The sequence below is a fragment of the Aeribacillus sp. FSL K6-8394 genome (genome assembly GCF_038008865.1).
In the GTDB taxonomy this organism is placed as follows: Bacteria; Bacillota; Bacilli; order Bacillales; family Aeribacillaceae; genus Aeribacillus; species Aeribacillus composti.
The window spans coordinates 1,807,434-1,826,946 of the sequence record NZ_JBBPAA010000001.1; the positions used below are offsets into that span (position 1 = coordinate 1,807,434).

Genomic DNA, 19,513 nt, shown 5'->3' on the forward strand with positions numbered 1-19,513 from the left:
AAACTTTCTTTTTTCTTTTATAAGAAAAAGGAGGAACATAACATGTCCTCCTTTTTCTATCGTGCACTATATTAATGCTTTCATAACATTTCTTACAGATTCTGCAGATTTTTCCAAAGCTGCTTTTTCTTCATCCGTCAGTTCAAGCTCAATAATTTGCTCTAAGCCATTGCCTCCAAGAATTGTTGGAACGCCTAAATAAATACCTTCAAAACCGTATTCTCCTTCTAAATATGCAATGGCAGGCAATACGCGGCGCTGATCTTTAACAATCGCTTCCACCATTTCTACAAGAGACGCGGCTGGTGCGTAGTATGCGCTTCCGTTTCCAAGCAGGTTAACAATTTCTCCCCCGCCTTTTCTAGTTCTTTCAACAATCGCATCCAAGCGCTCTTTCGGAATTAATTTTTCTAACGGAATGCCCCCTGCGTATGAATAGCGAACTAATGGCACCATATCATCTCCGTGGCCGCCTAACACAAATCCTGTAATGTCTTTGACTGATAAATTCAATTCTTGAGCAACAAATGTGCGGAATCTTGCGGTATCTAAAACTCCAGATTGACCGATGACGCGGTGTTTTGGAAATCCGGATTCTTTATAAACAGTGTAAGTCATTGCATCAACCGGATTTGTCAGCACAATGATAATGGAATTTGGGGAATATTTTACAACTTCTTTTGTGACGCTTTTCATTACTTTTTGGTTGGTCTGCACTAAATCGTCTCGACTCATTCCAGGTTTTCTTGCAATTCCTGCCGTGATCACAACAATATCGGAATCAGCCGTTTCCTCATAGTTTGATGTTCCGATAATGTTCGCATCAAATCCAAGAACAGGGCTTGATTCAAGCATGTCCAACGCTTTCCCTTTTGTCGGATTCTCTGCTTGCGGAATGTCAACGAGCACAACATCTCCCAGCTCTTTTTTTGCCAGCAAAAAAGCTGTTGTCGCACCAGTAAATCCAGCACCAATGACAGAAATTTTCTTTCTTTTAATCGCCATTTCAAGCATCCATCCTCTCTTTTATGTAAGTGATTTTTCAAAAATGAATCTAAATGGAGAGCTACTTCGTAAAGAAGCAGCTCTCAGTTCTTTATTTAACCCATGTTTTTAATCAATTCATTGCCGAATTCAGAGCATTTTACTTCCGTAGCTCCGTCCATGAGGCGTGCAAAGTCATAGGTGACAACTTTTGAAGCGATCGTTTTTTCCATTGCTTGAATGATTAAATCAGCTGCTTCTTTCCAGCCTAAATGTTCAAGCATAAGCACTCCAGAAAGAATTACGGAAGATGGATTCACTTTATCAAGTCCGGCGTATTTTGGTGCTGTACCGTGTGTTGCTTCAAAAATCGCATGCCCTGTCTCGTAGTTAATGTTTGCTCCTGGAGCAATACCGATTCCGCCTACTTGTGCAGCCAAAGCATCCGAAATGTAGTCTCCATTTAAATTCATCGTTGCTACTACATCAAACTCGCGCGGACGAGTAAGAATTTGCTGTAGGAAAATATCTGCAATTGCATCTTTAATAATAATTTTTCCAGCTTTTTCTGCTTCTTCTTGCGCTTTGTTAGCCGCTTCTTTTCCTTCTTTTTCAACAATGCGGTCATACTCAGCCCATGTGAATACTTTATCGCCAAACTCTTGCTCAGCCAATTCATATCCCCAATTTTTAAACGCGCCTTCTGTAAATTTCATAATGTTCCCTTTATGAACAAGGGTGACAGATTTTCTTCCGTGTTCAATTGCATAGTTAATGGCCGCACGGACAAGCCGTTTCGTTCCTTCTTCAGAAATAGGCTTAATGCCGATTCCGGACGTTTCAGGGAAACGGATTTTGTTTACTCCCAGCTCTTTTTGTAAAAATTCAATGACTTTTTTTACTTCTTCTGTCCCTTTTGCATACTCTATGCCGGCATAGATGTCTTCGGTATTTTCACGGAAAATTACCATGTCTGTATCTTGAGGACGTTTTACAGGGGAAGGAACTCCATTGAAATAACGGACAGGTCTTAAGCACACAAATAAATCCAGCTCTTGGCGAAGAGCAACGTTTAAAGAACGGATTCCTCCACCTACAGGAGTTGTTAACGGACCTTTGATCGCAATCATATACTCGCGTATCACATCAAGCGTTTCTTGAGGAAGCCATTCCCCAGTCTCTTTAAAAGCTTTTTCACCAGCAAGCACTTCTTTCCAAACGATTTTCTTTTCGCCATTGTATGCTTTTTCTACAGCTGCTTCCAGCACTTTTGACGCAGCTCTCCAAATATCAGGACCAGTGCCGTCTCCTTCAATAAACGGAATTATAGGATCATTTGGAACGTTTAAAGTACCATTTGTCATTGTAATTTTTTGACCTTCTGCCACAATCATTACCTCCTAAATATGTATTCTCTATTTGTGTATAAAAGCATGGCCATGCTTAACAGGGAAGAAAAAGGAATCCCTTTTCTATTTTACCTGTTAGCTGCGCTTTTCGATAGGGATAAATACTTGTTTTTCTGGTCCTGTATATTCCGCACGAGGACGAATCAATCGATTGTTTTCATATTGCTCTAAAATATGGGCTAACCATCCAGATGTGCGGCTTATTGCAAAAATCGGCGTAAATAAATCATGATCAATACCTAAGCAATGGTATACAGACGCTGAATAAAAATCAACATTCGGCGGTAAAGATTTTTCAGATGTTACGATTTCCTCAATTTTAGTTGACATTTCATACCATTTCGTTTCACCGGTGATTTCTGTTAGTCTGCGGGACATTTCTTTTAAATGTTTGGCACGAGGATCCCCTTTGCGATAAACTCGATGACCAAATCCCATAATTTTTTCTTTGTTTGCTAATTTTTCGCGAATGTAAGATTCTACATTTTCAGGTTCACCAATTTCTGTTAACATTCGCATAACGCGTTCGTTCGCACCGCCATGCAACGGTCCTTTCAATGCTCCAATTGCCGCAGTAATTCCGGAATAAATGTCCGAAAGCGTTGCCACACATACTCTTGCAGTAAATGTCGAAGCATTCAATTCATGGTCTGCATGAAGGACGAGCGCTTTGTTGAAGGCTTCAATGGAAGTTTGATCAGGTTCTTCACCTTTTAACATATATAAGAAATTAGCGGCAAAGCCTAAATCTGTTCTCGGTTGAACAGGCTCCAATCCTTTGCGGATGCGGGCAAAAGCAGCGACAATTGTAGAAATTTTCGCCTGCAATCGAATTGCTTTTCGATAATTTGCCTCATCAGACATGTTGTCCGCTTCTTCGTCATACAATCCAAGCAAAGATACAGCTGTTCTCAAAGCTGACATCGGATGTACTTTATCAATCGGATAAGTTTTAAAATGTTCTAATATTTCATTCGGTATCGACGCATTCTCAGCAAGCTGCTTTCTTAATTCCTCTAATTGCTCCTTATTCGGAAGCTTTCGATGCCAAAGCAGGTAAACAACTTCTTCAAAGCTTGCGTTTTGAGCTAAATCGTCAATATTGTAACCAACATATGTCAATGTATCATCAATAATAGAACTTATTGATGAAGTTGTGGCTACCACGCCTTCTAGTCCACGCGTTGCTGTCATGGCTATCTCCCCTTTACATAAAATTTTCAACTGCAATTCAAATAGAAATAAACGAAATTCATAAAACTTTCATTTTTTCACAAAAAGAAAATGCTTTCATTTCTTTTGTGAAATATTTTTTATCAGTGAAATGATCACCAAACATATGAATTAAAAAATACACCTCTATTATAAACAATTATCAGACTTTTGTGAATCAGATAAATAAGATATTTTTTACGGAATTCTTTTTTTTAATAAAAAAATCTTATAGAATTGAATAAGAATTACTTATTTCAGCATAATAAATCTTTTATTGAATTATGGCCGAATAATATGGATCGTATGTTTATCAATCCATTTTTTTATGAATTGAATAAGAAAAGGCTTTACCCAATTTCTTGTGATTGGAAATAAAAGAAACAAACCGACGATATCCGAAATAAATCCCGGCGTCAATAGCATGATTCCTCCGACTAAAATAGCCATTGCATCCAAAATGGCATTGCTTGGAATGCGCCCATATTGAATTTCCTTTTGAAGATTTCGCACAGCCTGAATTCCTTGTTTTTTCGCCAAATAAGCCCCAACAAAGCCTGTTAAGATAATCAATAGCACAGTCGGAAGCACCCCGATCGTCTTTCCAGATAAAAGCAAAACCCCTATTTCACAAGCCGGTGCAACAATAAAAAAAATCAATAATGCTCGCATATGCTATCTCCTCCATATATAAAATACCCGTTCCCTACTCTTTACTATACAAAAGAGAGATGTAAAATACTCGTTTCTTAATCTTTACTATACAAAAAAAGAGAAGGAACTGAAATCCTTCTCCTTTCAATCAAAATTATAGAACGCTCGCATGTCCTTTATATATCATCCCTTGTATTGCATCCACAGTAACTTCCATACCATCTTTCAAAATTTCTGTTGCATTTTCTACCCCGACAATGACTGGAATGCCAAGGCTCAAACCGACTACGGCCGCATGGCACGTTAAGCCGCCTTCTTCCGTAACAAGTGCAGCTGCTTTTTCAATCGCTTCCATCATGTCTTTGTCGGTTCCATTCGTAACGAGAATTGAACCTTTCACCATTTTCTCAACAGCTTCTTTACTATTCTTTGCAACGATAACCTTTCCAAATGCCGATGCTCGTCCAATCCCTTGACCTTTTCCTAAAACATCGCCAACAACATGGACTTTCATCAGATTTGTGGAACCTGTTTCTCCTACAGGTACTCCGGCTGTAATAATCACTCGATCTCCATGTGTAATAATTCCAGTGTTTATAGATTCACGCACAGCTATGTCAAGCATTTCATCTGTTGTTGTAGCAATTTGTCCTATTGTTGGATGCACACCCCATACAAGGGCAAGCTTACGGCATACTTTACTGCTGGATGTTACTGCAATAATCGGCGCTTTTGGCCGATATTTCGAAATCATTTTGGCCGTATAGCCGCTGACTGTTGGCGTGATAATGGCCGAAACGTCCAAATTTATCGCCGTATAAGCTACTGATTGTCCAATTGCATTTGTGATCGTTGAATCAGCAACTTTCGTATGTTTCGTTAAGGCTTGGCGATAATCTAAAGCTTGTTCAACGCGGGAAGCAATTTTATGCATCGTCTCCACTGCTTCTACCGGATATAAACCGGCAGCTGTCTCGCCTGAAAGCATAATTGCATCGGTTCCATCAAAAATAGCGTTTGCTACATCGCTGGCTTCCGCCCGGGTAGGTCTTGGGTTTCGCTGCATCGAATCAAGCATTTGAGTAGCAGTAATAACAGGTTTTCCTAATTGATTGCATTTGCGAATCAGTTCCTTTTGGACAAGCGGAACATCTTCAGCGGGAATTTCTACTCCTAAATCTCCTCGAGCAACCATCAGCCCGTCGGAAACTTCCAAAATTTGATCAATATTGTCAACGCCTTCTTGATTTTCTATTTTCGGGATAATTTGAATATCGTCAGCTTGGTGTTCCTCCAACAGTTGACGAATTTCCAATACATCGGAAGCGCGGCGAACAAATGATGCAGCGATAAAATCGACTCCCTGCTCAATGCCAAACAAAATATCTTTTGCATCTTTCTCCGTAATTCCAGGAAGATTGACACTAACTCCAGGAACATTGACTCCTTTTTTATTTTTCAAAATTCCGCTGTTTAATACCTTCGTTTCAATTTCCTGTTTTTCTTTATCAATCTTTGTAACTTCTAAACCAATTAATCCGTCATCAAGCAATATTTTAGAACCAACGGAAACATCATTGATTAATCCTTTATATGTAACCGAGATTTTTTCTTTCGTGCCGACAACCTCTTCCATTGAAATAAGAAGGCGGGATCCTGCTTCTAATTGTATCTCCCCGTTTTCCATTGTATGCGTTCGAATCTCAGGGCCTTTTGTGTCCAATAATATTGCAACACTTTTGCCCAAGCGCTTCGCTGCCTCCCGAATGTTTTGAATTCTCGCTTTATGCTCCTCATGATCTCCATGCGAAAAATTGAGCCGTGCCACATTCATGCCGGCCTTAATTAGTTTTTCCAACATTTCGATGCTCTCGCTTGCAGGACCTATTGTACAAACAATTTTCGTTTTTCGCATAAATTGGCATACCTCCTAAACATTATGAAAACGATCCCATGTTCATACTTTATATAGAAAGTTCTTTTGAAAGCTTGTACATTGACTTATCAACCGTATGAGGCTGATCCAAAATTTCTAAAATGTCATGATCCACAAGCTGATTATTTTGGATGCCTACACATCGTCCGCCTTTACCATTAAGAAGCAGTTCCACCGCATAAGCGCCTAGTCTGCTTGCCAATACTCTATCAAATGCGGTAGGCGATCCGCCGCGTTGAATGTGACCTAATACAGAAACACGCGTTTCAAAGTTTGTCATCTCTTTGATCTTTTGGCCTATTTCGACGCCGCTTCCCACACCTTCAGCGACAATAATAATACTATGTTTTTTCCCTCTTTCATGGCCTCGTTTTAATCGATCGATGATTTCCTCTATTTTGAAATCTGCTTCCGGAATTAAAATGGTTTCCGCACCTCCGGCAAGCCCGGACCATAAAGCGATGTCACCGGCATCCCGACCCATTACTTCTATTACGTATGTACGCTCATGGGAGGTAGCTGTATCACGAATTTTATCAATTGCTTGTATCACCGTATTAAGTGCTGTATCAAAACCGATCGTATAGTCAGTTCCAGGTATGTCATTGTCGATGGTGCCCGGCACCCCAACGCATGGATATCCATGTTCAGTCAACTTTTTTGCGCCCATGTAGGAGCCGTTTCCGCCAATAACGACAAGACCTTCAATCCCGAATTTCTTCAATTGTTCAATTCCTTTTTTTTGTCCTTCGATTGTTTTAAATTCTTCGCACCGTGCCGTATAGAGCATCGTTCCACCGCGATGAATGATGTCACCTACTGAACCAAGTTCAAGCTTTTGAATTTTTCCCGAAATAAGACCTGAGTAACCATTATAAATTCCATAAACTTCTAATCCATGAAAAATTCCTTTGCGGACAACGGCACGAATTGCAGCGTTCATACCAGGAGAATCGCCGCCGCTCGTTAAAACGCCGATTTTTTTCATAATTTCACCTCTCTTGGACTGCTCAAACAAAGCTTACATAAAATAATGATCATATTATCTGATAATCGCTGAGCATAGTAAGCTTAGAATAGTTAAATTCTTTATTATTATACACAAAAAGAAGCGATGCGAAAGATAAAAATAAAAAAATAACGTGCGGCTCCATCAAGGAGTGCACGTTACTGAGTATTTGTCACTTGTTCGTCAATAACGGCCCCAATACTTTTAAATTTTTCGTACCGATGCCTGATCAGCTCTTCTCCGCTCATATTGGTCAATTCTTTTAATGATCGTTTTAAAGCCTGTTCAATGTGTTTAGCTTGCAATTGGACATCCCTATGTGCCCCGCCTTTTACTTCCGGAATGATATCATCAATGACACCAAGCTCTTTTAAATCTTGGGCAGTGATCTTCATTGTTTCTGCCGCTTTTTTAGCTAAGCCGGCATCCTTCCATAATAGGGCGGCAGCCCCTTCGGGAGAAATAACTGAATAAGTAGAATTTTCCAACATATATATATGATTTCCTACTCCTAATGCTAATGCGCCGCCGCTTCCTCCTTCTCCAATGACAATACATATAATTGGAACAGAAAAACCAGCCATTTCAAACAAATTTCTGGCAATTGCTTCACTTTGTCCCCGCTCTTCTGCAGCTTTTCCTGGGTAAGCTCCTTTTGTATCGATAAATGTTATAATAGGGCGGTTAAACTTGTTCGCCTGTTTCATAAGGCGCAATGCTTTACGGTAACCTTCAGGATGCGGCATACCAAAATTTCTTCGGATATTGTCTTTCGTATCTTTTCCTCTTTGCTGCCCGATTACCGTTACAGGGATCCCATGAAATTTTGCAACGCCTCCTACAATCGCTTCGTCATCACCAAAATATCTGTCTCCGTGGCATTCGAAAAAATTTTCAAATAACAGCTCAATATAATCAAGCGTTGTAGGGCGATTCGGATGGCGTGCGATTTGGACGCGATTCCACGGGGAGAGGTGATCATATATTTCCTTTTCTAAATTTTTTAGTCTTGTTTCCAGCTTTTCAATTTCAGCCGACAAATCTACATCCGCTGTTTTTGTAAATTCCTTTAATTCATGAATTTTTTTCTTTAATTCTATAATCGGCTTTTCAAATTCCAGTTCTCCTACCAATCTACATCCCCCTTTGCTTGGTGTATATCCAAGAGGTTGATTAACGTATCCCGCAGTTGGTGGCGGTGCAATACAGAATCAAGCTGCCCATGCTTCAGCAGAAATTCAGCAGTTTGGAAATCTTCCGGAAGCTCTTCTCTGATCGTTTGTTCTATGATTCTGCGCCCTGCAAAACCGATTAATGCACCAGGCTCGGCAAAATTGTAGTCACCTAAAGAAGCGAAGCTAGCCGATACACCCCCTGTAGTCGGATGGGTCATAACCGAAATAATGAGTCCGCCTTCATCGCTGAATAATTTTAAAGCAGCGCTAGTTTTCGCCATCTGCATTAAACTGAGGACGCCTTCTTGCATACGAGCACCGCCTGAAGCTGTGAAAATAATAAAGGGGATGTTTTTTTTCTTCGCTTTTTCAATTGCCCTTGTAATTTTTTCTCCAACTACCGAACCCATGCTCCCCATGCGAAAACTCGCATCCATAACGGCAATCACTACTGGAAATCCGCCGATTGTTCCTTCGCCTGTTACGACAGCTTCATTTAGCTTCGTTTTCTCTTTGTCTTTTTCTAGCTTTTCTAAATACCCTTCAAAATTAAGAGGGTTTTCAGAACGCATATCGCTGTCATATTCTAAAAAGCTGCCATGATCTAAAAGGCTGGCAATTCTTTCTCTCGCTCCCATTTGAAAATGGTAGCCGCAGTTGTTGCACACTTTCAAATTTTTTTCAATTTCTTTTGAGTACATAATCTTTTTACATTTTGGACATTTTGTCATAATACCTTCAGGAACATCATATTTTGCATGTCCGGAAGGGATCGATGCATATTTTTTCTTTTTTGAAAAAATGTTTTTTATCAAAATAGAACCTCCCTTTTTGGCTGAATAATGTCTTCATTGCAAGGGATGACACCTTCAATCAATCTTAAATCTTCCGGATCTTCTTCCTATATCTTTTGAGAGGTATTCAAATATTATAAATATATCATATTTTTCTTTCTCCCAACAGCAGAGAAGAGAGGTTTCTCATTCTTTCGCCATTTGTAGCCGCTTTTATTTTCCAATAATAGCAAGCTTTCTTGTTTTTTCCGCAACTTCTTCCGGATCTACTTTTATGCGTGCAACACCTGTTTCCATTGCCGTTTTCGCAACAGCTGCAGCAACACATGGTGCAACCCTTGGATCAAACGGCGCCGGAATAACATAATCAGGACGAAGCTCATCTTCCTTAATAAGAGAAGCAATCGCTTCAGCAGCAGCCATTTTCATCTGTTCATTTATATGTGTTGCTCTTACATCCAATGCTCCACGGAAAATCCCTGGAAATGCTAAAACGTTATTCACCTGGTTAGGGAAATCTGAACGTCCTGTTCCAATGACTTTTGCTCCAGCTTCTTTCGCATCGTCAGGCATAATTTCCGGATCTGGATTGGCCATAGCGAAAATGATCGGATTATCCGCCATTAATTTTACCATTTCTTTTGTTAGGGCTCCTGCGACTGACACACCGATAAAAACATCCGCTCCTTCGATTACATCGGTCAAAGAGCCCTCTAAGCGATTATGATTTGTATATTTAGCCACTTCAGCTTTTATGCTGTTCATTCCGTAAGGGCGTCCATCGAAAATGGCTCCTTTTGAATCGCACAAAATAATGTCACGAACACCATAGCGATATAATAATTTTATAATAGCTATTCCAGCCGCTCCTGCTCCGTTTGCGACAACTTTAATATTTGACATCTCTTTGCCGACCAGCTTCAACGCATTTAATAAACCAGCGACAGTTACAATGGCGGTTCCGTGTTGATCGTCATGGAAAATCGGAATGTTCGTTTCCTTTTTTAAACGCTCTTCAATTTCGAAGCAATTTGGTGCGGCAATATCTTCCAAGTTTATGCCGCCAAAAGTCGGCTCAAGAAGCTTTACTGTCTCAATAATTTTTTCCACATCTGTCGTATCTATACAAATCGGGAACGCATCGACACCTGCAAAGCTTTTAAATAAAACAGCTTTTCCTTCCATGACAGGGAGAGCTGCCTCCGGTCCGATGTTTCCAAGCCCTAAAACGGCTGTTCCATCAGAGACAACCGCCACCATATTCCCCTTCATCGTATACTCATACACTTTGCTTTTATCATCATAAATTGCCTTGCACGGCTCAGCCACTCCAGGAGAGTATGCTAAACTTAAATCTTTTGCATTTCGTACCGGAATTTTTGATTTTGTTTCAAGTTTTCCCTTCTGAACACTATGAATATGTAAAGCTTCTTCTCTTAATGACAACCTTTATCACTCCTTAACAATATGGATAATCGTCAAAATGGAAAGACCACTTTTTAGATATTTCTAAATTATTATACATGCAATCCGTTGTAAAGAAAAAGACATGTTTATTCTCTCAAGGCGACATTCCTTTCTCCGAGCAATGCCCGCAATCGATTCAAACATTGTTCAGACGGTTGTACACCAAATGTTTCGGGAAGTTTGACCGCTTTCTTTTTTCGTTCATGGTAAATAAATACAGGTATGCTGCCTGGATAATCCTGCAATACTTTTTTTATTTCGAGAAGCTTTTGTTTCTCTGATGCTTCATCTGCAATTTTTAAAAATAAAGCACGCTGCCGTTTAAATTCCGAGATGTCTTTTACGTCTTGAATTATATATTGAACATGTTCATTTCTAATTTCCGGTTTTCCGGTCAACAAATATACATTCCCTTTCTTTATTTTTCCGCTGAACTTTGCGTATTCATTAGGAAACAAGACCGCTTCTACATCCCCGCTTTGATCGCTTATATTGAGAAAAGCCATCGCCTGGCCGCTTTTTGTGCGAATTGCCTTTACGTTCGTCACATACGCGCCCACATGAACTTTTTTTTCAATCCATTGCGATAAATCCATTAATCGAACTGCCCCCAGCTGCTTCAAAACCGAATCGTAAGGCTGAATCGGATGGCTTGATAAATAAAATCCTAATGTTTCCTTTTCGAATTTTAATTTTTCTTCAATGGTGAACGGTTCCACTTCCACATACTTTGGTTTAATCGCAGCAAGATCGTCAAGCGGAAAAACGATTTGCTCTTTTTCATCCATTTTGAATAATTCTGCATGCTCGAGCGCAACATCAATACTAGCAAGCAACGTTGCCCGATCTTGCCCAAAATCATCCATCGCACCAGAAAAAATGAGCGCTTCTATTGTTCGGCGATTGACTGCCTTTGAAGACATCCTGATACAAAAATCAAACAAATCTTCAAAAGGCTTCTTTTTTCTTTCCTTTGCAATTTCTTTCATGGCGGCAATGCCAACATTTTTAATCGAGGCAAGTCCGAATCGGATAGATCCGTTTTCCACTAAAAAAGAAAAACCGCTTTTATGAATGGACGGCGGCAGGATTGTAATTCCCATTTCTGAAGCTTCTCGAACATATTGCGCTAATTTTTCTTGATTTCCTCCGATGCTCGACATTAACGCAGCCATAAAATATAAAGGATAGTGGGCTTTTAAATAAGCAAGCTGATAGGCAATCATGCTGTAGGCAACAGCGTGGCTGCGGTTAAAACCGTAGTTGGCAAATTTAACAATGAGATCGTATACTTTATTCGCGGTTTTTTCGTCGTATCCTTTTTTTAAACAACCTATAATAAAGCGATTTCTGTTTTCATCCAAAATCGTTTTAATTTTTTTGCCGACGGCTCGTCTCAACAGGTCTGCTTCCCCTAACGAAAAACCGGCCATTTTCGCTGCGATTTCCATTATTTGCTCTTGATACACAATGACTCCGTATGTTTTTTCTAAAATAGGCTGCAAATCTTTATGCAAATATTCTACCGGCATCCGGCCGTGCTTCCGTTCGATATAGACAGGAATGTTTTCCATCGGTCCTGGACGATACAAAGCATTAACAGCAACCAAATCTTCCAAATTAGTAGGTTTTAGCTTTTGTAAAACTTTCCTCATTCCTTCTGACTCAAATTGGAACACACCTGTCGTATTTCCTTCCGATAAAAGGGAAAACGTTTTTTCATCATCATAATTTGTAAAGTGAACAGAGAGCTTTGTTCCCTCGTAACGTTCAATTAAACGTTTGATATCTTCTATTAACGTTAAATTTCGCAGACCTAAAAAATCGATTTTCAACAGCCCGATTTCTTCTAAAAAATCCATTGAATATTGTGTTAAATATATATCGTGATGACCATTTTGAATCGGAATGACTTCAGTCAGCGGGTGATCGCTTAGCACCACTCCCGCAGCATGCGTCGATACATGGCGCGGCAAGCCTTCCAGCTTTAAAGCCGTTTCAAAAATTTCCTTTCCTTTTTCCATTGAATGAAGGATGTTTCGAAATACTGCCGATTGTTCAAATGCTTCTCTTAAAGTAATTCCAAGCTTTGAAGGTATGTGCTTTGCGAGCACATCCACCTCTTTATTCGAAGCTCCAAGCGCTTTTGCCACATCTCGAATAGCAGCTTTGGCCGCAAAAGTACCGAAAGTGATGATTTGAGCCACATGCCCTTTTCCGTATTTTCGCGCAACATATTCAATCATTTCATCCCGTCTTGTATCCGGAAAATCAATATCGATATCTGGCATAGAAACACGTTCAGGATTTAAAAAACGCTCAAACAATAGATTATAGCGAATTGGATCTACATTCGTAATATCTAGTACATATGCCACTAAAGAGCCGGCTGCTGAACCGCGGCCTGGACCGGTTACAATACCTTTTTCATGCGCGTATTTCATAAAATCCCAAACGATTAAAAAATAATCGCTAAAATTCATTTTTTTTATAACAGACAGCTCATACGACAGCCTTTTGACATACTCGTTCGAAGGGGATGTTACTTTTTTTCTTAATCCTTCAAAGCACAGCTGTTCAAGAAAATCATCGCTGCTCAATCCTCCAGAAAAGGGGTATTTAGGCAATTTTGTTTTGCCTAATTCTATTTCAACATGGCATTCGGAGGCGATCCGAACAGTATTCTCAATGGAATCAGGAAAGTTCGCGAAATTGTTTAGCATTTCCGCCGGGGATTTTAAATAATATTCGCAAGCAAACGCTGCGTCTTGTTCTTCTACAGTCGTTCCGTCTTTAATCGCCAGCAAACAGCGGTGTGCAAATGCATCATCCTTTTCAACATATAAAACATCGTTCGTTGCGACAATCGGAACTTTGATCGTTTCTCTCAGCTCCGCAATTTTTTCGTTTAATTGCTGCTCTTCCGGCAAGCCGTGATTTTGTACGGATATGTAAAAAGAATTGGGATCGAGCATGCTTTGAAAAAACTCCACCGCTTTTCCTGCCTCTGCAATCTGTCCGTTTATAAGCAGCTGCTCAATCAAGCCTTGTCTGCCAGGTGTGATCACAAAAAGATCCCTGCTGTATTGTTTAAAAAAAGAAAGCGGAAGTCCTTTCGGAAACTTTGTTTGCAGCAAACTGCTTAATTTAAGCAAATTGCGGTATCCGCTGTTATTTTTAGCAAGCAAAACAAAAGGATACGGTTCGTTTTTTATGATAACGGTAGCAGTTAAACCGAAAATCGGTTTAATCCCGTGTTCTTTACAAATTTTATAAAAAGAGATCGCTCCATACATGACATGATGGTCTGTCAAGGCTAGAGCTGTTTGACCAGTTTTTTTCGCATAGCGGACAAGCTTGTCCAATCCCGCAGCACTAGTCAGCAAACTATAGGCGCTCTTCACTTGTAGGTGAACAAAAGGCAATGAAGACCCCACCTTTTTTCAATGATTTCTTAAAACAATTATAGTCATTGTTTTCAATGAAAGACAAACTTCATACTTTTATCTTCCCATCCATATACATATAAAGAAAGAGAATAAAACAAGCCTTTTCACTGCTTGCTGAAACCGGCTATTTAGCAAGTTTATTATAATCATATTTCACCAATGAACGGAAGAAAGGATGGTGGAAGCTCAATGGAAACAGATACTTTTATTGCAACCTTTATTAAAGTGTATTTTATTGCGTTAGGAGTCATTTTCGGCGGCTCGTTAATCGGCGGTATTGGCGCATATATTACAGGCGATGCTCCTCTCACCTCCATTTTCAGAATGGCAAACAAATTGAAAATTTGGGCTCTTGTTGCAGCTATTGGAGGGACGTTTGATGCGTTTTACAGCTTTGAACGAGGGATTTTTGAAGGAGCGACAAAGGACATTGTGAAACAGATTTTGTTAATCATTTCCGCCATGGGTGGTTCTCAAACAGGCTGGCTCTTAATCTCTTGGTTCACACAGGAGCATGTTTCGCAATGAGAATCCCGCCTTATTATAAAAAGCCTTCATGGCAGCGTTTTTTTGCCGGAGTTGCCGTAGGAGCTCTTATTAGCTGGGGGTTTTTTCTATATTCCTTTGGCTATTACCAAGAAAAACAAGTAAAAATCATTTCAACGCAGCAAGAAACGATCGAACAATTAAAAAATGACATTCAAATTTGGCAGAGGGATTACAAAGAGCTAAATAAGAGAAACTTAGAATTATTGACTGTACAGGATGTCAAAATCGAAATTAAAAATGCGGAAAAATATAAGCTGGATGAATTAATGAAATATTCGATTGAAAATACGATCAAAAACGATTTAGCTGATTTAATTGCAAAAGATATTGACAGTGTTGTGAAAACAAGGCATTTAATTGCCAAAACGATTGAAAATAGAAAATATAAAATAGATGACAAAGAATACAACGCTACTGTCGTGGAGCTTGTCATTACACCGACCATTATTGTTGAAGTAGAATTGAAATTGAGCAAATAATAATGGCAACTTTTCTCCTATTATAAGGAGGGAAAAAGCGCCCTCCTTAAGATGCTTTACATAAAGCGACCAGCTCTTGAATGATTAGATCCGCAGTTTCCCAGCTGTCGATCGTAGCTCCGGCCGCAAGCGGATGGCCTCCGCCTTTAAAGCGTTTTGCAAGCTCATTGATCACGATTCCCTTCGAGCGGAATCTGACCCGAATTTCGTTGTTTTCCTCGACAAACAGCACCCACGCCTTGATCCCTTCAATATTTCCTAAAGCACCGACGAGCTGTGAAGCTTCGGAAGGAGTGACGCGGTATTCGTCCAATAGTTCTTTAGGAAGCTTTATATAAGCGGCCCCTGAATCAGTCAAAACGAAATTTTGCAGGACGTAACCGTTCAGCTTCGCCACATTAAGTTTCGTTTTATACATTTCGTCGTATATTTGCGTAAATGAAAACCCATAGTCTATAATCTCGCTTGCATATTGGAACGTTTTTTTCGTCGTATTTGAAAACAAAAATCTTCCTGTATCCCCAACAATTCCGGCATAAATGAGACTGGCTGCTTTTTTCGATAACGTTAAGCCTTGATCTTTGCCAAATAGATAAAATTCATAAATCATTTCGCTGACAGAGCTGGCAGATGTGTCTACCCAGACTATATCTCCATAAGGATCTTCATTTGGATGATGATCGATTTTGATCAATTTTTTCCCTTTATCATATCTTTGATCGCAAATTCGTTCTTGGTTAGCTGTGTCACATACGATGACGAGCGCTTCTTGATAGACGTCATCTTGAATTTCATCCATTTTGTATAAAAACGTTAAAGAAGGCTCATCGTTGCCGACTACATATATGTTTTTTTCAGGAAACGATTCTTTTAACAATTCCGCAAGCCCGCACTGAGAACCGTATGCATCAGGATCCGGCCGGACATGTCTATGTATAATAATCGTATCGAATGCTTTTATTTCATTTAAAATCTGTTGTTTCATTTCAGCTCTCCTTTATCATCATAAATGTTTTATTTCATCATTTACTAATGGTAAAATGATATACGATACTTAGATGGAGGTTGACATCATGCCTGTTTTAGCTATCCTAACGGTCATTTCTTTATCTTTTTATGTTTTTTACAAAATCAAATATTTTCGCACGAAACGTCCGATGGAAAGAAGCTGGATTTCATCTAAATCTAGCATTTCTCTAGGATTGTTTGTCTTCTTTTTCGGATTAAACCAAATGTTTTTAAACCGATCCACTGTTGCGCTCATCGTCGGTGTTGTTTTTATTATAACAGGTTGTCTGAGCATTTGGGCAGGATATAAAGCTTACAAATATTATTTGCCTTTGGCAATCAAAGAAAGCGAAAATGCCCGCTAAGAAAATTATATGGAAGAGACTGTCCTTATTTTTCAGACAGTCTTTTTTTAATTACGATCCATGATTTGCACCATTAACATAGCTTTGCCGACTAAAGTGTTTTCGTGGAATACTTCCACATCAATTTTCCCGAATTTTCGACCCACGTCTAATATTTTCGGATGAATTTCAATCATGCTTTCCATTTGAACAGGTTTCAAAAAATAAATCGTCATATTCTCAACGACAAGCTCGCCTTTCTTTTTCTGTCTCAAATGATAATTGGCCGCTTCTGTAACTAGAGTTGTGAAGGCACCGTATGAAATGGTACCGAACTGGTTTGTCATTTGCGGTGTTACTTCACATTTAAAAATGTTTGATTCTTTTGCTTCATCAGAAAGATTGATCATCTGCCTCGTGATGATGTCATCAATTTTTTCACCTGTGTGCGGCTGCCGTTCAATTGAATGGAGAGCCTTTAAAACGTCCTGTCTGGAAATCATACCTGATAGGCGGCCGTTTCCGTCCACAACAGGCAATACTTCAATTCCTTCCCAAACCATTATTTGCGCAGCTGAAGCGACAGATGTTTTTCCTGTAACGGTTATCGGACTTTTTGTCATCACTTTTTCAATGGATGTTTTTCGATCTGACGTCATAATATCCTTTGCCGTGACAATTCCAACAACCTTCAAACCTTGATCAATGACCGGGAATCGTCCGTGTCCAGTTTGCCGGTTGTATTCAAACCAGCGTTCAATCGGATCATTCGGGGTTAACGTGACAGTTTTTTCTAACGGGGTCAAAATGTCTTCCACTAACACGATTTCCTTTTTGATCAGCTGGTCATATATCGCTCTGTTTATCATCGTAGCCACTGTAAAAGTATCGTAGCTAGTGGATATTATCGGGAGCTCGAGCTCATCCGCCAGTTTTTTTACATAATCATCTGTGTCAAATCCCCCGGTTATTAAAACGGCGGCTCCTGCTTCCAAAGCCGACTGCTGAGCTTTTGTCCTGTTGCCGACAATGAGCAAGTTTCCAGCACCTGTATATCTCATCATCGCTTCCAATTTCATGGCGCCGATAACGAATTTATTTAATGTTTTATGAAGGCCGGCCCTTCCGCCTAACACTTGTCCGTCGACAATATTGACAACCTCCGCAAATGTCAGCTTTTCAATATTGTCTTTTTTCTTTTTTTCAATTCGAATGGTGCCGACCCTTTCGATTGTGCTGACAAAGCCTTTATTTTCCGCATCTTTAATCGCACGATAGGCAGTTCCTTCACTGACATTCATAACTTTGGCAATTTGTCTGACTGAAATTTTATCTCCGACGGGCAGAGACTCAATATAGTTCAAAATTTGTTCATGCTTTGTCGCCAATTTCTTCCCTCCTTTTAAGTTACAAGATTGGCGAATTCTTCAAACATTTACTTATTTTTTCCTAAAATTTACTGTTTAGCAAACAAATGCTTGGAACTCATAATACGTAAAATGAACGGCTAAAAGCCGTCCATCAAAAATCTCACAGTTCGATTGTTTCTCCTGGTTTCAATAGGAGACCGACACCGTCTGGAAGCTTGGAAACAAAATCTTCAGGGTTTTGCTGGATCACTGGGAACGTGTTGTAATGAATCGGCACGACTTTTTTAGCTCGAATCCATTCTGCTGCTGTAAGAGCATCCTCCGGCCCCATTGTATAATTATCGCCAATCGGCAAAAAGGCTAAATCAATTTCATTGCGTTCTCCAATTAATTTCATATCAGAAAACAATGCTGTATCGCCTGCATGATAAATCGTTTTGTCCTCAGCTGTCAACAAAATTCCTGCTGGCATGCCAGTATACACAATGTTTTGGTTATCTTCCGTATAGCTGGAGCCATGGAAAGCCTGAGTCAGCTTTACTTTTCCAAACTCAAACTCGTATGCTCCCCCGATGCTCATTCCATGGGTTTTAATCCCTTTCCAGCTCAAGTATGTAGCCAGCTCTGCAATCGCCACGACTAACGAATCATTTCTTTTTGCAATCTCAACCGTATCCCCTACATGATCATTATGGCCGTGTGTCAACAAAATGACATCTGCTTTCACATCTTCAACCTTCAAATCGGTTTGCCCGTTCCCATTAATGAACGGATCAATGATAATGTTTTTCCCATTTGTTTCAATTTGAACGATGGAATGACCGTGAAAGGAAACCTTCATAAAAAACCCCTCCTTTTTGAATCTACTTTCATTTTACTGGAAACTTATGCTTTTGAAAACGTTTTATCATTATTGATGAAATCGATGAATGACATTAGCGGCTCCCGTCGCTTCAATTATGGCGCCTGTAATAAAATCTGACTGTTCATCGCACAAAAAGGTTATAATTCTTGCGATATCTTCTCCTGTACCTGATCTTCCAATCGGCGTGTTCACGTCAATATGCTTTCTAGCTTCTTCAATGGTCGCCTCTTTCATTTCCGCCGTAATGTTTCCTGGACAAACCATATTTGCTGTGATGCCGTTTTCCGCCTCTTCAATAGCAATCGTTTTTGTCAAAGAGACTAGTCCGGTCTTAGCCGCGCTGAACGCCGAGCGGTGAAGCCAGCCTGAAGCATCCCCGGCACCTTGGAAGCCGTAGGTAATGATTCGGCCATACTTTTGTTTCCTCATAATCGGGATTGTTCGTTTCACTAAATGAAACACCGAGCTTAAATTTCCTTCAATCATTTCATACCATTCCTGATCAGAATAATCAGCAAGCTTTTTCCTCTCAAATATATACGGACCCGCATTATTAACTAAACAGTCAATACGGCCAAAGCACTGATAAGTTTGATCAATCAGCCGAATTAAATCTTCCTTTTTCGTCACATCACATCGTATAAACAGCAAACGGTCGCGCATAGAAGCATATTTTTCCTGCAGTTGTTCAACTCCTGTTTGATTATTGTGATAACTGACCGTCACGCTGTACCCCTTTTCCAAAAATAATTCGGTCACCTTTCGTCCAAGACCTCTTGAGCCTGCCGTAACAATTGCATGGCGCACCC

The 19,513-nt window shown here is 39.8% G+C and carries 17 protein-coding genes; 3 read left to right on the forward strand and 14 right to left on the reverse strand.

The features are described from left to right. Window positions 1-66 precede the first annotated feature (66 nt). From mdh to dnaE, 10 genes are all read right to left on the reverse strand, one after another. Window positions 67-1,005 (reverse strand): malate dehydrogenase, encoded by a 939-nt coding sequence (gene mdh / locus NSR00_RS08565; RefSeq protein ID WP_063387488.1) that lies wholly within the window; start codon window positions 1,003-1,005, stop codon window positions 67-69. 95 nt (window positions 1,006-1,100) lie between these two features. Beyond that, window positions 1,101-2,372 carry an NADP-dependent isocitrate dehydrogenase gene (gene icd, locus NSR00_RS08570; protein ID WP_066247811.1) on the reverse strand — a complete coding sequence of 424 codons (1,272 nt, stop codon included), beginning with the start codon at window positions 2,370-2,372 and terminating at the stop codon, window positions 1,101-1,103. 96 nt (window positions 2,373-2,468) lie between these two features. Next, window positions 2,469-3,587, reverse strand: coding sequence for a citrate synthase (gene citZ, locus NSR00_RS08575; RefSeq protein ID WP_340788126.1), 1,119 nt, complete (start codon window positions 3,585-3,587; stop codon window positions 2,469-2,471). A 300-nt stretch (window positions 3,588-3,887) separates the two neighbouring features. Continuing rightward, window positions 3,888-4,277 carry an FxsA family protein gene (locus tag NSR00_RS08580; RefSeq protein ID WP_340788129.1) on the reverse strand — a complete coding sequence of 130 codons (390 nt, stop codon included), beginning with the start codon at window positions 4,275-4,277 and terminating at the stop codon, window positions 3,888-3,890. 136 nt (window positions 4,278-4,413) lie between these two features. After that, window positions 4,414-6,174, reverse strand: coding sequence for a pyruvate kinase (gene pyk / locus NSR00_RS08585; protein ID WP_130156149.1), 1,761 nt, complete (start codon window positions 6,172-6,174; stop codon window positions 4,414-4,416). 49 nt (window positions 6,175-6,223) lie between these two features. After that, window positions 6,224-7,183, reverse strand: coding sequence for a 6-phosphofructokinase (gene pfkA, locus NSR00_RS08590; protein WP_063387397.1), 960 nt, complete (start codon window positions 7,181-7,183; stop codon window positions 6,224-6,226). Window positions 7,184-7,362: 179 nt separating this feature from the next. Beyond that, window positions 7,363-8,337, reverse strand: a complete 975-nt coding sequence (gene accA / locus NSR00_RS08595) for an acetyl-CoA carboxylase carboxyl transferase subunit alpha (protein WP_063387396.1) — start codon at window positions 8,335-8,337, stop codon at window positions 7,363-7,365. Beyond that, complete coding sequence (gene accD, locus NSR00_RS08600) at window positions 8,331-9,194, reverse strand: acetyl-CoA carboxylase, carboxyltransferase subunit beta (protein WP_066247816.1); 864 nt, start codon at window positions 9,192-9,194, stop codon at window positions 8,331-8,333. Before accD ends, accA begins: the two co-directional genes overlap by 7 nt. A gap of 192 nt (window positions 9,195-9,386) precedes the next feature. Next, a complete protein-coding gene (locus tag NSR00_RS08605) occupies window positions 9,387-10,619 on the reverse strand; it encodes an NAD(P)-dependent malic enzyme (RefSeq protein WP_340788133.1) in 1,233 nt (410 codons plus the stop codon). Window positions 10,620-10,726: 107 nt separating this feature from the next. Next, window positions 10,727-14,065, reverse strand: a complete 3,339-nt coding sequence (gene dnaE, locus NSR00_RS08610) for a DNA polymerase III subunit alpha (RefSeq protein WP_340788136.1) — start codon at window positions 14,063-14,065, stop codon at window positions 10,727-10,729. Between the two features lie 213 nt (window positions 14,066-14,278). On the opposite strand from dnaE, the gene NSR00_RS08615 reads away from it, so the two are divergent. Continuing rightward, window positions 14,279-14,617 (forward strand): YtrH family sporulation protein, encoded by a 339-nt coding sequence (locus tag NSR00_RS08615; RefSeq protein WP_063387392.1) that lies wholly within the window; start codon window positions 14,279-14,281, stop codon window positions 14,615-14,617. Next, window positions 14,614-15,117, forward strand: coding sequence for a sporulation membrane protein YtrI (ytrI, locus tag NSR00_RS08620; protein ID WP_066247820.1), 504 nt, complete (start codon window positions 14,614-14,616; stop codon window positions 15,115-15,117). Before NSR00_RS08615 ends, ytrI begins: the two co-directional genes overlap by 4 nt. Window positions 15,118-15,163: 46 nt before the next feature. Here the strand turns inward: ytrI and NSR00_RS08625 are convergent, their stop codons facing one another. Next, window positions 15,164-16,102 carry a DHH family phosphoesterase gene (locus NSR00_RS08625; RefSeq protein WP_144597843.1) on the reverse strand — a complete coding sequence of 313 codons (939 nt, stop codon included), beginning with the start codon at window positions 16,100-16,102 and terminating at the stop codon, window positions 15,164-15,166. Between the two features lie 88 nt (window positions 16,103-16,190). Here NSR00_RS08625 and NSR00_RS08630 point away from each other — a divergent pair, with 88 nt between their 5' ends. Continuing rightward, window positions 16,191-16,490, forward strand: a complete 300-nt coding sequence (locus NSR00_RS08630; RefSeq protein ID WP_063387389.1) for a YtpI family protein — start codon at window positions 16,191-16,193, stop codon at window positions 16,488-16,490. A gap of 47 nt (window positions 16,491-16,537) precedes the next feature. Here NSR00_RS08630 and NSR00_RS08635 read toward each other — a convergent pair whose 3' ends face one another. The 3 genes from NSR00_RS08635 to NSR00_RS08645 all read right to left on the reverse strand — a co-directional run bounded on the left by NSR00_RS08635 (window position 16,538) and on the right by NSR00_RS08645 (window position 19,511). After that, window positions 16,538-17,857, reverse strand: a complete 1,320-nt coding sequence (locus NSR00_RS08635) for a CBS domain-containing protein (RefSeq protein WP_066247825.1) — start codon at window positions 17,855-17,857, stop codon at window positions 16,538-16,540. A gap of 142 nt (window positions 17,858-17,999) precedes the next feature. After that, window positions 18,000-18,680: a metal-dependent hydrolase gene (locus NSR00_RS08640; protein ID WP_063387387.1), complete on the reverse strand. Its 681-nt coding sequence runs from the start codon at window positions 18,678-18,680 to the stop codon at window positions 18,000-18,002. Window positions 18,681-18,749: 69 nt separating this feature from the next. Continuing rightward, window positions 18,750-19,511, reverse strand: coding sequence for an SDR family oxidoreductase (locus tag NSR00_RS08645; protein WP_063387386.1), 762 nt, complete (start codon window positions 19,509-19,511; stop codon window positions 18,750-18,752). Window positions 19,512-19,513: the final 2 nt, after the last annotated feature.

Coding starts and splice junctions, on each gene's coding strand:
- mdh (WP_063387488.1), bottom strand. CDS start 1,005: ATGGCGATTAAAAGAAAGAAAATTTCTGTCATTGGTGCTGGATTTACT.
- citZ (WP_340788126.1), bottom strand. CDS start 3,587: ATGACAGCAACGCGTGGACTAGAAGGCGTGGTAGCCACAACTTCATCA.
- NSR00_RS08580 (WP_340788129.1), bottom strand. CDS start 4,277: ATGCGAGCATTATTGATTTTTTTTATTGTTGCACCGGCTTGTGAAATA.
- pyk (WP_130156149.1), bottom strand. CDS start 6,174: ATGCGAAAAACGAAAATTGTTTGTACAATAGGTCCTGCAAGCGAGAGC.
- pfkA (WP_063387397.1), bottom strand. CDS start 7,183: ATGAAAAAAATCGGCGTTTTAACGAGCGGCGGCGATTCTCCTGGTATG.
- NSR00_RS08615 (WP_063387392.1), top strand. CDS start 14,279: ATGGAAACAGATACTTTTATTGCAACCTTTATTAAAGTGTATTTTATT.
- ytrI (WP_066247820.1), top strand. CDS start 14,614: ATGAGAATCCCGCCTTATTATAAAAAGCCTTCATGGCAGCGTTTTTTT.
- NSR00_RS08625 (WP_144597843.1), bottom strand. CDS start 16,102: ATGAAACAACAGATTTTAAATGAAATAAAAGCATTCGATACGATTATT.
- NSR00_RS08630 (WP_063387389.1), top strand. CDS start 16,191: ATGCCTGTTTTAGCTATCCTAACGGTCATTTCTTTATCTTTTTATGTT.
- NSR00_RS08640 (WP_063387387.1), bottom strand. CDS start 18,680: ATGAAGGTTTCCTTTCACGGTCATTCCATCGTTCAAATTGAAACAAAT.